Raw genomic sequence first — 13,768 nt, 5'->3', positions numbered from 1 at the left:
ATGATCATTCCCCTCGTTTTGGTGCCAGTTTTCGGATGGCATCATCGACACTGTGAAAGATGTTGTCCGGCCCGAGCGAGGCGATAAGCCCGAACCGGGACAGGGCATTCTGCGCCCGGACCGATTCCAGCCGGGCTATGGCGAATTTCACATCGGCGTTCCGGCAGTAGTTTATCACGTCCGTCAGGGCCTGCGATGCCGTGTAATCGATCTCGATAATGCTGCTGGCTTCGAGGACAACAAGGTTGAGCGCCGGCCCGCTCGCATCGATGGTGCTGCACAGACCGCGCTTGAAATCATCGGCGTTGACAAAGGAAAGCGGCGCCTGGAACGCCACGACCAGGACACCGGGTATCTTCTCGCCGTCCTTGGCGGCGCTCGGCGGCCACCAGATCGAACTGCCGGGCACTTTTTCGAACTCGATGGGGCGGGCGCGCATTACGGCCCACAGGCCATGCAGCAGCGACAGCCCGATGCCGATGGTCACCCCCGATTCGATGGGCAAGGCGACGATGGCCGCCATGGTGATGAGGATCAGGCCGAATTCGCCCCGCGCCTCGCGGTAAACGGCAATAATCGTCGGCCAGCGGATGATCCTCTGGGCGACAAAGAGCAGGATGCCCGCCAGGGCAGCGTGCGGCACGCTCGCCAGCAGCTGGCCGCCGAACGCCACCAGCGCCAGGACAATCGCCGCTGCGATCAGGCCGCTGATCTGCGACGTCCCGCCGGTCTCGGTGACAATCGCCGTGCGCGGCGGGCTGGCATTGACCGGAAAGGCGCCAAACAGCCCCGACAGGATGCTGCCTGCCCCCACGCCGACAAAATCGCGGTTGACGTCGGGCGCGGCGCCATTCTTGGACACGAAAGACCGTGTCGTGGCGGCCGTTTGCACCATCACCACCACGGCGACCAGCAATGCGAGGGGCAGCAGGCTGCGCAATTGCTCAAAACCGATCTGCGGCAGGGCAGCATGCGGCAGGCTGTTGGGAAGCGGGCCGAGAACCGTCACGCCGCGGCTTTGCAGGCCGAGCAGCACCACTGCAAGGGTGGAGACGACAAGCCCCAGCAGGGCGCCGGGTATCCGCGCATTGATCCGCTCGGACAGGAACACGATCAGGAACACACCCGCCCCGATGGCAACGCTGTACGCGTTGATCTGTCCGGCGCTGGCAATGGTTGCAGAGACACGCTGAAACACATCGCCCGACTGCGCGGCGATGCCCAGAAGGCCGGGCAATTGCGAGATGATGATGTGGATGGAAATACCGGCGAGAAAGCCCGTCGTGACAGGCACCGACAGAAGATCGGCAATCCAGCCGAGCCGGAAGATGCCGCTTGTCACAACGATCAGCCCCACAATCAGGCCGAGCGCCGCCGCCAGCAGACCGAATTCGGGTGAGCCGCTGGTGGCCAGCAGTGCAAGGCTGCCGGCAAAGATCGGCGTGATGGTTGAATCGGCTCCGGCGGAGAGATGGCGGCTGGCGCCGAAGATGGCAAAGGCCAGCGAACCCGCAATGAAGGCAAAAAATCCGATCTCGGGGGCAAAACCGCCGAGGCGTGCCGTCGCCATCTGTTCTGGGATGGCGATGGCCGCCAGCGTCAGGCCGGCAATGACATCGCCGTTGAGATCCGACAGCCTCCATCCCGCAAGCGAGCGGAACGGCAGCCAGTTCCTACCTCCGGTCACCGGATTGGAAGCACTCACCTGTTTCACCGAACGCCTCCATTGGATTGATGCAGTCTACCACATGGTTTTGGCCGCGCGTGCGGCCCATTCATTGTCGTAGGTTTCACCGCCCACGCGGTTTTCGCTCAGCGCCGCCAGCATCTGGCCCGGCGTCGGGAATTCCTTCGGCGAGCGGAATTTCTCCGGGTTCCACAATTCCGAGCGGATGAGTGCCCGCGCGCACTGGAAATAGGCTTCCTCGACTTCCATGACGAGCACGGAGCGCGGCGCCTTGCCATCCATGAGGAAGCTGTCCAGCAGCGCCTGATCCGTATCGATAAACGCACGGCCGTTCACACGGAAGGTCGTGTTGAGACCGGGAATGAGGAACAGCAGGGCGACGCGCGGATCGCGCACGATATTGCGCAGCGAATCGATGCGGTTGTTGCCGCGCCGGTCGGGCATCATCAGCGTGCGCTCGTCATGGATGCGGATGAACCCGGCCAGATCGCCGCGCGGCGAGCAATCGAGCCCCTCCGGCCCGCTCGTTGCTAGCGCCACAAAGGGCGAACCTTCGATCAGCTGCCGGTATTCCGGAATGATGCGGTCCGCCACCTTGGCGGTCGATGCTTCCGCTATCGCGCCATTGCCGTAAATGACCTCAAGTTCATCAATTGTCGTAACGCGGGACAACGCAACCTCCTTCTGTGTCGTGCAAATGCGTTTGCCGTCTAACATCGCATGTTTAAGTCTTGATGACAGCCGGTATTTTTAACAAATGACAGCGGCATCGCACTCGTATATCAGTCGCACCGGATGCATGTTGAGGAGGTTTTCATGGGCGGGTTTGCAGCCATCGGCGAGTGTATGATTGAGCTGTCGGGAGCCAATGGCGACCAGTGGCGCATGGGATTTGCCGGCGATACGCTCAACACCAGCTGGTATGTGCGCGCCCTCACCGACGCCGATTTTGCCGTCGATTACGTCACGGCCTTCGGCGACGATCCGTTCTCGCTCAAGCAGCGGGCGTTCCTCGCGGAAAACGGCATCAACACCGCCCATAGCCCGGTTATAACAGGTGCACGCCCCGGCCTTTACGCCATCACGCTGACGGGTGTCGAACGCTCCTTCACCTATTGGCGCAACGATTCCGCCGCCCGCCATCTCGGCGACGATCCGCAAGCCCTGGCGCTCAGCCTCGATGGGCGCAAGATCATCTATTTCTCCGGCATCACCATGGGCATCTTGAGCCCGAAGAGCCGCCAGAACGTGCTGAACGCCGTCAGCAATGCGCGCCGTCAGGGCACGCTCGTCGCCTTCGACGCCAATTACCGGCCGCGCCTGTGGGAAAACGCCGAGACGGCCAAGCAGGCGCTGATCGATGCCTACCACGTCGCCGACATCGCCCTGCCGACCTTCCCCGATGAAAATGCCCTGTTCGGCGATGCCACGCCGGAAGAAACCGCCGCGCGCATCGCCAGCTACGGCGTGCGGGAAATCGTGGTGAAGGACGGCACCGACCCGGCGCTCGTGGTTGTGGACGACCGGCAAAGCCGCGTCCCCGCCGTCCGCGCCAACGCCGTGGACACGACGGGGGCCGGCGACAGTTTCAACGGCGGTTACATTGCGTCGCGTCTGGCCGGTCTTGAGCCCGTTGACGCCGCCGCCCGCGCCCACCGGGTCGCGGCGCGGGTCGTTGAGTTCCATGGCGCACTGGCGCCGATGGGGGAAGCGCGCAAGGCCTTCAGCCGCTAGAAGCGGCAGCACTGTCACGCGTGGTTCGACAAGCTCACCATGAGGGGACTGGGCGGGCTGCAAAGCTAATCTTAGACGCTGCAGAATCTAGCTCCCTGCAATCCTCACCCTCCCTCATGGTGAGCTTGTCGAACCACGCACCACGATCTAAACCTTGTGCTTCTTGAAGGTGTAGCGGGTCATCTGGCTGTATGTCTCGTCCGGACGCAGGATCGACTGCGGAAAGTAAGGGAAATGCGTCGAATCCGGCCAGTTCTGCGCTTCAAAGCAGAACCCGGCATAATCGGCATAGGTCTGCCCCGTCAGGCCGAGCGGCGGTCGCCCGCCCAGCGTATTGGCCGCGTAGAACTGCACACCCGGCTCCGTGGTCAGCACCTGCATCTCGATGTTGCTGCGCGCACCCTTGGCGGATGCCACCCACTGCAGGGGGCGGCGCTGGCTGGAAACGCAGAAATTGTTGTCATAGACAACCTGCTTGCCGTCCTCTTCCCGCCGAATCGTCCGGTATTCGCGGAAATCATGCGCCGTTCCCGCAACAGGCAGGACGCGCCCGTCCGGAAGCAGATCGCCATTGACGGCAAGGTAAGCCTCGGCGCCGATCTTGACCTGATGATCCAGCACGTCGGTCAGGCCGCCATCGTCGAGATTGAAATAGCTGTGATGCGCCAGATTGCAGATCGTCGGCTTGTCGGTCACCGCATCGAGGCGGATGGCCAGCGTCCCCTTGGATTCCAGCATATAGGTGCAGGTGATGGTGAGATTGCCGGGAAAACCCATCTCGCCGTCGCCAAGCATGATCGTCAGCGTGACATAATCGGGGCCGACGGCCACGACGTTCCAGGTGCGTCGTCCCGCCCCGGCATCGCCGCCATGGATGTTGTGGATGCCATGGAAATTGCGCTGCAGGGCAAAGGTCTGGCCGTCAATGACGAGTTCGCCATCGCGGATGCGGTTGACCGTCCGCCCGATGGTCGCCCCGAGATAGGGCGAATGCGCGGGATAGTCGGCAAAGTCCTGATAGCCGAGAACCAGCGGGTGATCGTGATCCTTGAGGCGCAAATCCTGGATGACTGCGCCCCAGGTCAGGATTTTGGCGGTCAGCCCGCCGCCCGAGATAGTGATGCGGTGAACTGCCTCGCCATCGGGCGTATGGCCGAAAATTTCCGTATGCATCAGACTTACAGCCCCAGACCGCCGACGCAGATATATTTGGTGTCGAGATAGTCTTCGATACCCTGATGTCCGCCTTCCTTGCCGAGACCGGATTCCTTCAGGCCGCCAAACGGTGCTTCCACCGTGGTGATCATGCCTTCATTGACGCCGACCATGCCGTATTTCAGGCCTTCCGAAACCCGGAACACCCGTCCAAGGTCCTGCGTGTAGAAGTAGGAGGCAAGGCCGAACTGGGTGTTGTTGGCCAGATCGATCGCTTCCTGTTCCGTCTCGAATTTGTAGATCGGCGCGACGGGGCCGAAAATCTCTTCCGTGGTGAAGAGCATGTCGGGCGTGGCATCGCCGATCACCGTCGGTTCGAAGAAGCTGCCGCCGAGCGCATGGCGCTTGCCGCCGGTGACAATCCTGCCACCCTTTTCCTTGGCGTCGGCAATGAATTCCTCGACCTTGGCAACGGCCTTGTCGTCGATCAGCGGTCCCTGCTGCGTCCCCGCGTCGAGACCGTTGCCGACTTTCAGCTTGTCCGTGGCCGCCGCGAATTTCTCGACGAAGGCATCGTAGATGCCGGACTGCACGAGGAACCGGTTGGTGCACACGCAGGTCTGGCCGGAATTGCGGAATTTGGCCGCGATGGCACCGTCCACGGCGCGGTTCAGATCCGCATCGTTGAACACGATGAACGGCGCATTGCCGCCCAGTTCCATCGACACCTTCTTCACGGTGTCGGCCGCCTGCTTGATCAGGATCTTGCCGATTTCCGTCGATCCGGTGAAGGTGATCTTGCGCACCAGCGGATTGCTGGTGATCTCGCCGCCGATTTCCGAGGCCGAACCGGTGAGAATGTTCACGACACCCTTGGGAATGCCGACCTCTTCGCACAGCGCGCCCCAGACCAGGCCGGAATAGGGTGTCTGCGTGGCCGGCTTGACCACGGCCGTGCAGCCGGACGCCAGCGCCGGACCGATCTTGCGGGCAAGCATCGAGGACGGGAAATTCCACGGCGTGATCGCGCCGATGACGCCGAGCGGTTCTTTCGTCACGAGAATGCGCCGGTCGGCCCACGGGGATGGCACCACGTCGCCATAGGTGCGCCGTGCCTCTTCCGCATACCAGAGGATATAGGCGGCCGACATGCCGATCTCGCCCTTGGCTTCGGTCAGCGACTTGCCCTGCTCCAGCGTCAGAAGCTCGGCCAGCGCATCCTGATTGTCGAGAATGGCATCGTGCAGCTTGCGCATCAGCTTGGAGCGTTCGAGCACGGATGTCTTGCGCCATGTCTTGAAGGCTTCGGCGGCGGCGTCGATGGCGCGTCGCGTTTCCGCCTTGCCGGAATTGGGGACGGTGCCGATCTTCAGGCCGGTTGCAGGGTTGATGACGTCAATCGTCTTGCCGGAATCTGCGGCCACCCATTCGCCATTGATCAGATTGGCCTGTTTCATGAACTGGCTGGATTTCTGCAACATCATGTTTCTCCCTGAAATGTAAGGCGGAGCGTTTGGTCCACTGATTTTGTGAGTTCCGTGAGCGGCGGCCCGGAGTGGCGCCCGTGGCCGTCACCCTGCTCCTTTTTCGTCAAAGCTGCAACAACCTTCCCCTATCCGAAAAAGTGCGTCGCTATCGTGACCCAGAACACCATTGTCACCGCCGACAGTGCCGTGGCAATGACCATCGAGTTGGAAGCCAGGGCCTCGGCGGTCCGGAATTTTGTTGCTATGAGGTACGAATTCACGCCTGCCGGCAATGCTGCCGACACCACGGCGATCTTGGCGGTGAACGGCGGCAGGCCGATGGCCAGCGCGACCCCCAGCACGACCGCAGGCATGACGAAGAGCTTGATCGTCGCGATGACCAGCGACGCGGCGAGATGGCCGGATATGCCGAACTTCTTCAAGCCCATGCCCATGGCGAACAGCGCCACAGGTCCGGCGACGCTCCCCAGGAGCTGCACCAGGGAATCGACGACGGATGGCAGGTGCAGGCCCGTCGAGCGCCACAGCCACCCCGCCAGAATGCCGAGAACAAAGGGATTGCGCAGGAGGCTGCGGAAAAACGACACGATGACCGTGCGCAGGCTGCCCTCTCCCTGGAACACGCCGTCCCGCCGCAGCGCGATCTCATGCAGGGTGATCGAGGCGGCCATGACACTCGGCATGTGAACGGCAACGATCAGCGACAGGATGGCAAACCCGTCCTGACCGTAAACCCCGAGCATGAGCGGCATGCCGAGGAATACGAGATTGGAAAAGGCGCCGGAAACCCCGGCAACGACACCGGCGCGATTATCCCGGCCAAAGATCACCTTAATCGCCAGATCGGACAGCGCCCAGGCGACGGCAAGCCCGATGAAATAGGCGGCCCACAGGCCCCACGGGGCCGAACCGTGAAAATCCGCCGTCACCATGGTGCGGAACAGCAGCAGGGGAGCGGCGATCATGAAAACAAATTCGGAAAGCCCGTCGCCCACCCGTTCATCGAGCAGCTTGAAGTGGGCCGCGGCATAAGCCACGGCAATCACTCCAAAAACCACGATGATTGTTTGAACGAGACCCATTGTCTCCGCAATAGGCCCGCGGCAGTGCCTGCGCAAGGCAATCGAAGTTCTTCACTTTATTTTTTTTGGCCAAAACCCCATCTGCGCTGCTAAGGAGATTGAATGTTGAAGCATTCGCGATTTTACGTCCTTCCGGCACTCTCGCTCGTTCTGGGCGTATTCCTATCCATTCCAACGGCATTGGCGACCGATGCGGCCTGGGCCAGGCTGACACGCGGCGGCTATACCGTCCTGCTGCAGGGCGCCGATGCGTCGGGCAGTTTGAGCCCCTCCACGGACACTTCCACCGACTGCACGCAGGTCCGCACGCTGTCCGACCGCGGTCACCAGCTGGCGCAGAAGCTCGGCGCCCGCTTTGCCGCAAAGTCGGTGCGAATCGACAAGGTTCTGAGCAGCCCCGTCTGCAACGCGCAGGAAACCGCCCGGCTGGCCTTCGGCGCAGCGCCAATGGAAATTGTCAGCGCGCTTGGACCTTTGGCGGATGACGACGCGGGGAAACAATCGCAGATTGACCAGATTCGCGCCATGATTGCGGAATTCAAAAGTTCCGGCAATCTGGTAATGATGACCGACCGTGCCAATATAACCGCACTGACCGGCATTGTTCCGCGCCCGACGGAAGCGGTGGTGGTCTCGCCTCCCGAAGCGGGTGAAACGGTTCATATTGCGGGCAGGATCATTTTCGACTGACGGCGGAATATGCTGGAGTAACAAGGGATAGGGCAATTCGGTCTTTCCCTTGGCCGTGAAAAACGCTAGATACCGCGTCATCAGACATCAGTGCCTTTACGAGGGCACCGGAAGCAAAAGGAAACTGAATTGACCTCAACATTCGACAAGGTCGCCGATATCATCGCTGAAACCAGTGAAATCGACCGCGATTCCATCACGCCGGAAAGCCACACGATTGATGATCTCGGCATCGATAGCCTTGACTTCCTCGACATCGTTTTTGCCATCGACAAGGCCTTCGGTATCAAGATCCCGCTCGAACAGTGGACGCAGGAAGTCAATGACGGCAAGGTTCCTACCGAGGAATATTTCGTGTTGAAGAACCTGTGCGCCAAGATCGACGAACTCGTCGCCGCCAAGAAGGCCTGATTTCCGGATATCCATTCCGGTGGTCCGATTCTGACATTTTCGTTCCACTAGACTGATCCCATCCACCTAACCGGGTGCACCGTATAAGCGGTGTTGCGAGACAATGCAGAACAACACCGTCGTTATCACTGGCATCGGACTGATTTCATCCCTGGGTGAAGGCGCCGATGCCCATTGGCAGGCACTGAACGGTTCCGCCGGTCCGCGCGTCGATAGCGAGACGTTCAAGCCCTATACGGTTCACCCGCTCGGTGAGGTCGACTGGAACAACCAGATCCCGAAGCGTGGCGATCAGCGGCAGATGGAGACCTGGCAGCGCCTGGGAACCTATGCCGCCGGCCTCGCCCTGCAGGATGCCGGGATCAAGGACAACGAAGCGCTCTGCTCGACCATGGACATGGTCGTTGCCGCCGGTGGCGGCGAGCGCGATGTCACCGTCGACACCCAGATTCTGGCCGAAGCGCGCGTGCGCAACGATCTCGGCACCATGCTCAATGAAAAGCTGACGACGGAACTGCGCCCCACGCTGTTCCTGGCGCAGCTGTCCAACCTGCTCGCCGGCAATATTTCAATCGTTCATAAAGTGACCGGCTCGTCGCGCACATTCATGGGCGAAGAAGGCGCCGGCATTTCCGCCCTCGATACGGCTGCCGCGCGCATCCGCTCCGGCCAGAGCACGCATGCGCTCGTCGGCGGCTCGTACAATTCCGAACACCCCGACATGCTGCTCGGCTACGAGCTCAACGGCATGCTGAAGACCGATGGCTGGGCACCGCTCTGGCAGCGTGAAGGCACGCCTGGCGGCGGCGTTGTCACCGGTTCCGGCGGCGCATTCCTTGTTCTCGAAAGCGCCGACCATGCGGCCAAGCGCGGCGCCCGCGTCTATGCCGCCATCGAAGGCATCTACAGCGCGCAGATCCGCCGCAAGCGCGAAGACCTGAAGGAAACCATCGCCAAGCTGGTGGGCGCGGCCAGCGCCGACAAGCCCGCCGGGCTGATTGTATCCGGCGCAACCGGTGCGCACGGCATCACAGCAACGGAAAAGGCCGCGCTCGATGTGTTCGCCTCCGCCGCTGTGCGCGGCGTTGCCGGCAGGATCGGGCATCTGCGCGAAGCACAATTCCCGCTCGCCGTCGGCCTCGCAGCCCTCAGCCTGTTTCATGGTGCGGCGTTCCCGCCCATCGATGCAAAGCATGAAAAGGCCGCTTCCGGCGGTCTCGATACGGCGCTGGCGACCTCGATCGGCGCAACCCGTGGCGAAGGCGTCGCTCGCCTCGTCAAAGTTTGAGAGACTGGCACATGTCCAAATATACTGACCATCTAGGCCGCCCCCTCGTTGCCGTCACCGGTCTTGGCGTTGTCTCCTCGCTCGGACAGGGCAAGCAGGATAACTGGGCTGCACTGACTTCGGGCACATCGGGCATTCACACCATCACCCGCTTTGCCCTCGACAATCTGCGCACGCAGATCGCCGGTACCGTGGATTTCCTCAAGGAGAGCGACGAAGGCGCGTCGGCGCTGTCGGAAAAACTGGCCTCGCTTGCCGCCGAGGAAGCCATCGCGCAGGCCGGTTTCGACACGGAGAATTTCGGCGGACCGCTGTTCCTCGCCGCGCCGCCAGTGGAACTCGAATGGCGCAACCGCTTCGCGCTCGACGCACTGGTGAAGAGCGAGGGCGAGCCGGGCTATGACCTGCTTCTCGCCGCCTGCCGCCGCGGAACGCAGGAGGCCATGTTCCATACAACCGAATTCGGCTACATCGCCGAGCGCCTTGCCGACACGTTCGGCACACGCGGCCTGCCGATCACCCTGTCGACCGCCTGTGCATCGGGCGCCACCGCCATTCAGCTCGGCGTCGAGGCCATCCGGCGCGGTGAAAGCGACCGGGTTCTGTCCATCGGCACGGACGGTTCGGTTTCGGCCGAAGCGCTGGTCCGCTTCTCCCTGCTGTCGGCGCTGTCCACCCAGAACAATCCGGCCCACAAGGCGGCAAAACCCTTCTCGAAGGATCGTGATGGTTTTGTCATGGCCGAAGGCTCCGGCGCGCTGGTGATGGAATCGCTGGAATCAGCCGTCGCACGCGGCGCCAAGATTCTCGGCATCATGCGCGGCTGCGGCGAAAAGGCCGACGATTTCCACCGCACCCGGTCGAAACCCGACGGCTCGCCGGCCATCGGCGCGGTGCGTGCCGCGCTTGACGATGCGGGTATCAAGGAAGACGCGATCAACTACATCAACGCGCATGGCACCTCGACGCCCGAGAACGACAAGATGGAATATCTCGCGCTCTCGACGGTCTTCGGCGAGCGCATTTCCACGCTGCCGCTCTCGTCCAACAAGTCGATGATCGGCCATACGCTGACGGCTGCCGGTGCGATTGAAGCCGTGTTCTCGATGCTGACCATCGGGACAGGAACCATCCCGCCGACGATCAACTATGACAATCCGGATCCCGCCATCGTGCTCGATGTGGTGCCCAATGTGAAGCGTGAAGCCAGCGTCTCCGCCGTGCTTTCCAGCTCTTTTGGCTTCGGCGGGCAAAATACGTGTCTTGTCATGACGGCAGAACCGCACTAATCCCTCTCCGAAAAGGAAAACGGATAATATGCGCGCATTACAGCTGATCGAAGACCGCAAGCTCGAGATTGTCGACATTGCACCCCCGCCCCCGCCCGGTCCCGGTGAAGTAACGGTCAATATCAGGGCTGTCGCTCTCAACCACATCGACGTCTGGGGCTGGCGCGGCATGGCTTTCGCCAAGCGCAAGATGCCGCTGACCATCGGTGCCGAAGCATCCGGCGTGGTCGATGCCATCGGCCCCGGCGTTGCCAACCTCCTGCCCGGCCAGCTCGTGTCGATCTATGGTGCGCAGACCTGCGGACTGTGCCGTCCCTGCCGCGAAGGCCGCGACAATCTCTGCGAGCATGTCTCCGGCGTACACGGCTTCCATCTCGATGGCTTTGCCCAGGAAAAGGTGAACCTCAAGGCCCGCCTGCTGGTTCCCGCCCCTCCCGGTGTCGACGAGATCGGCGCGGCCGTTGCCCCCGTCACGTTCGGCACGGTCGAGCACATGCTGTTCGACAACGCCAAGTTGGAGCCCGGCGAGACCATTCTCGTGCATGCGGGCGGTTCCGGCATCGGTTCGGCGGCGATCCAGCTGGCCAAAAAAATCGGCTGCACGGTCATCACCACCGTCGGTTCCGACGAAAAGATCGAAAGGGCCAAGGCGCTCGGCGCCGATCATGTCATCAACTACCGCGAAGACCGCTTTGAAGGCGTGGTGCGCAAGCTGACCAAGAAGAAGGGCGTTGACGTCGTCTTCGAACATGTCGGTGCCGATACCTGGGCCGGGTCCATGCTGTCGCTGCGGCGCGGCGGAAGGCTCGTCACCTGCGGCTCGACTTCGGGCGTTTCCACCAGCATGAACCTGATGATGCTGTTCCAGCAGCAGCTGAAGCTGCTCGGCTCCTTCGGCTGCCGCATGGAAAACATGGCCGATGCCATGCAGAAGATGGCGCGCGGTCTGGTCCATCCGGTCATCGACACGGAAGTCGGTTTCGACGACATCGATACGGCATTGAAGCGGATGGAAGGCCGGGACGTCTTCGGCAAGATCATCCTGCGCGTCAACTGAGCCGCGCATGAATCTGAAATTCAAACTTGCCCTGTTCCGCTGGGGCCAGAAGTTGAAGACATTCAACTACTGGCTGTCGGCGCATGCGATTTTCGGCGTGCTGTTCCTCCTGCGGCTGCTGCCGGCAAAGGCGGCAACGAATTTCATCGATGCTTCGGCACGCCGCATAGGCCCGCTGATGGGGCGTCATCGCGTCGCCATGACCAATCTGCGCATGGCCTATCCGGAAAAATCCGAAGAAGAACTGCAGCTGATCGCCCGCGACATGTGGAGCAGCATGGCCCGCCTCACCGCGGAATATGTCTTTCTCGATGCAATCTTCGATTATGACCCGCACAGCGACACGCCGGGCCTGATCGAAGTGCAGGGCCGCGAAATCTTTGAACGCATCCGCGACGAGAGCGACCGTCCGCATATCTTCTTCACGGCCCATTCCGGCAATTTCGAACTGCTGCCGATCTGCGCCGCGACGTTCGATCTCAACGTCACCGCGCTGTTCCGCCCGCCGAACAATCCCTATGTCGCGAAGAAAATCCTCAGCGCGCGCCGCACCAATATGGGCCACCTCGTGCCGTCCAAGGCCGGTGCCGCCTGGTCGCTGGCCAGCGTTCTCAACACCAACGGCAATGTCGGCATGCTGGTCGACCAGAAATTCCACCGCGGTGTTGCCTCGACCTTCTTCAACCGCCCCTGCAAGACCAATCCGCTTCTGGCCAAGCTGGCACGGCAGTATGATTGCGATGTCTACCCGGCGCGCTGCGTCCGCCTGCCCGGCGGCCGTTTCCGGCTGGAACTGGAAGAGAAGATGGAACTGCCGCGCGATGAAACCGGCGCGGTCGATATCGCCCGCACGGTTCAGCTGGTCAATGACAAAGTCGAGACCTGGGTGCGGGAATATCCCGGCCAATGGATGTGGTTCCACAAGCGCTGGAACGCCTAAGCGGACGGCCCCCGCCGCTCGCACCCATCAGTAATAATTCATCACCGCGTGTTTCGCCTCGGCGAAAAACAGCCAGCGCTCAACAAACAGCCCGAGCAGGTGCGCAAGAACAGCAAAGACCATCAGAAACAGGCCAGGCACACCGCCAACGGCCATTGCCGTCAGCAGCGCCAAAACCGGCAGCAGAATGCCGCTGACAAAGGCGATGGCCCAGAGTTTTTCAGCGTGTTTGCGCGCAACGCGAAATCCCATTTCCCGGGTGAGATAATTGTCCAGCGCATGCGGGCGTTCGAGCAGCCGCACTTTGCCGATACCGCCCAACCCGGTGGCGCTTTCCGGCGTCGACTGCGGAACCAGCGTCCTTGCCCGCGTGCGCCAGACCATCTTTGCCACAAGTGCCAATAGCAGAAGCAGCAATGCCAGGAGTTGCAGCGGTAATCCGCGCGGCCCAGCGAAAAAAGCCGCCAGCAGCGCCCCGCCCGCCAGGGAAAACAGGATGAAGCAGAGCGGTGTCAGCCGGGTGTGCCAGGATTCCACGGTTTTCAGCGATGCATAGATCATCGAGGTGCAATAGACCGTGATCAGCGCACCGAGCACCGTGATCAGGCCGAGAATGCCATCCTGCCGGTTCATGAACAGACACAGAGCGGCATTCGACGTCAGCGGAACGAAGGTGGCAATCGCCATCACGCCTTCGCGCGACAGCCAGCTTGACCGCCATTGGCTCAGCGCCCGCCATGCCCGCTGCGGGTTGCCGAGATGCAGGAGCGATGCCAGGAGCCCGATGCTGATCAGCGCGAGGGCTGCGAGATAGGCAATCTTGGTCGGCACTGCCGACGGGTCGAGGAACCCCAGCCCCAGCATGACCGCAAGGCCATAGCCAAGGCCCGACAGCGTGGTGAAGATGATGATCGAATAGGCCGGATGCATTCAGCGCATCCTCGGGGT

13 protein-coding genes are annotated in these 13,768 nt (G+C 61.8%); 7 read left to right on the top strand and 6 right to left on the bottom strand.

Features of this window, described 5'->3' with window-relative positions:
* Positions 1 to 4: 4 nt before the first annotated feature.
* Together ACZ25R_RS09655 and ACZ25R_RS09650 are read right to left on the bottom strand one after the other, a co-directional pair.
* A complete protein-coding gene (locus ACZ25R_RS09655; RefSeq protein WP_472462466.1) occupies positions 5 to 1,705 on the bottom strand; it encodes a SulP family inorganic anion transporter in 1,701 nt (566 codons plus the stop codon).
* Positions 1,706 to 1,741: 36 nt separating this feature from the next.
* On the bottom strand, positions 1,742 to 2,359 hold the full coding sequence (locus tag ACZ25R_RS09650) for a pyridoxamine 5'-phosphate oxidase family protein (RefSeq protein WP_472460837.1): 618 nt from the start codon (positions 2,357 to 2,359) through the stop codon (positions 1,742 to 1,744).
* A gap of 144 nt (positions 2,360 to 2,503) precedes the next feature.
* Here ACZ25R_RS09650 and ACZ25R_RS09645 point away from each other — a divergent pair, with 144 nt between their 5' ends.
* Complete coding sequence (locus ACZ25R_RS09645) at positions 2,504 to 3,421, top strand: sugar kinase (protein ID WP_472460836.1); 918 nt, start codon at positions 2,504 to 2,506, stop codon at positions 3,419 to 3,421.
* A 147-nt stretch (positions 3,422 to 3,568) separates the two neighbouring features.
* Here ACZ25R_RS09645 and ACZ25R_RS09640 read toward each other — a convergent pair whose 3' ends face one another.
* The 3 genes from ACZ25R_RS09640 to ACZ25R_RS09630 form a co-directional block, all read right to left on the bottom strand.
* A complete protein-coding gene (locus tag ACZ25R_RS09640; RefSeq protein WP_472460835.1) occupies positions 3,569 to 4,594 on the bottom strand; it encodes an aldose epimerase family protein in 1,026 nt (341 codons plus the stop codon).
* A gap of 5 nt (positions 4,595 to 4,599) precedes the next feature.
* Positions 4,600 to 6,057, bottom strand: a complete 1,458-nt coding sequence (locus ACZ25R_RS09635) for an NAD-dependent succinate-semialdehyde dehydrogenase (protein WP_472460834.1) — start codon at positions 6,055 to 6,057, stop codon at positions 4,600 to 4,602.
* A 131-nt stretch (positions 6,058 to 6,188) separates the two neighbouring features.
* The gene (locus tag ACZ25R_RS09630; RefSeq protein WP_472460833.1) at positions 6,189 to 7,145 is read right to left on the bottom strand and encodes an AEC family transporter; all 957 of its coding nucleotides are present in this window, start codon (positions 7,143 to 7,145) and stop codon (positions 6,189 to 6,191) included.
* Positions 7,146 to 7,247: 102 nt separating this feature from the next.
* Between ACZ25R_RS09630 and ACZ25R_RS09625 the strand changes: the two genes are divergently transcribed.
* From ACZ25R_RS09625 to ACZ25R_RS09600, 6 genes are all read left to right on the top strand, one after another.
* The gene (locus tag ACZ25R_RS09625) at positions 7,248 to 7,835 is read left to right on the top strand and encodes a histidine phosphatase family protein (RefSeq protein ID WP_288192542.1); all 588 of its coding nucleotides are present in this window, start codon (positions 7,248 to 7,250) and stop codon (positions 7,833 to 7,835) included.
* 129 nt (positions 7,836 to 7,964) lie between these two features.
* Positions 7,965 to 8,246 carry an acyl carrier protein gene (locus ACZ25R_RS09620; protein ID WP_105732333.1) on the top strand — a complete coding sequence of 94 codons (282 nt, stop codon included), beginning with the start codon at positions 7,965 to 7,967 and terminating at the stop codon, positions 8,244 to 8,246.
* 103 nt (positions 8,247 to 8,349) lie between these two features.
* Positions 8,350 to 9,534 carry a beta-ketoacyl-ACP synthase gene (locus tag ACZ25R_RS09615; RefSeq protein WP_472460832.1) on the top strand — a complete coding sequence of 395 codons (1,185 nt, stop codon included), beginning with the start codon at positions 8,350 to 8,352 and terminating at the stop codon, positions 9,532 to 9,534.
* A gap of 11 nt (positions 9,535 to 9,545) precedes the next feature.
* The gene (locus ACZ25R_RS09610; protein WP_346305476.1) at positions 9,546 to 10,823 is read left to right on the top strand and encodes a beta-ketoacyl-ACP synthase; all 1,278 of its coding nucleotides are present in this window, start codon (positions 9,546 to 9,548) and stop codon (positions 10,821 to 10,823) included.
* A gap of 28 nt (positions 10,824 to 10,851) precedes the next feature.
* Positions 10,852 to 11,880, top strand: a complete 1,029-nt coding sequence (locus ACZ25R_RS09605) for a zinc-binding dehydrogenase (protein WP_105732330.1) — start codon at positions 10,852 to 10,854, stop codon at positions 11,878 to 11,880.
* A 7-nt stretch (positions 11,881 to 11,887) separates the two neighbouring features.
* On the top strand, positions 11,888 to 12,820 hold the full coding sequence (locus ACZ25R_RS09600) for a lipid A biosynthesis lauroyl acyltransferase (RefSeq protein ID WP_288192545.1): 933 nt from the start codon (positions 11,888 to 11,890) through the stop codon (positions 12,818 to 12,820).
* Positions 12,821 to 12,847: 27 nt separating this feature from the next.
* Here ACZ25R_RS09600 and ACZ25R_RS09595 read toward each other — a convergent pair whose 3' ends face one another.
* The gene (locus ACZ25R_RS09595) at positions 12,848 to 13,750 is read right to left on the bottom strand and encodes a dimethyl sulfoxide reductase anchor subunit family protein (protein WP_472460831.1); all 903 of its coding nucleotides are present in this window, start codon (positions 13,748 to 13,750) and stop codon (positions 12,848 to 12,850) included.
* Between the last annotated feature and the right edge of the window lie 18 nt (positions 13,751 to 13,768).

This window comes from Phyllobacterium sp. RCAM01083 (genome assembly GCF_055685835.1).
This window is presented reverse-complemented; position numbering and strand designations above follow the sequence as displayed.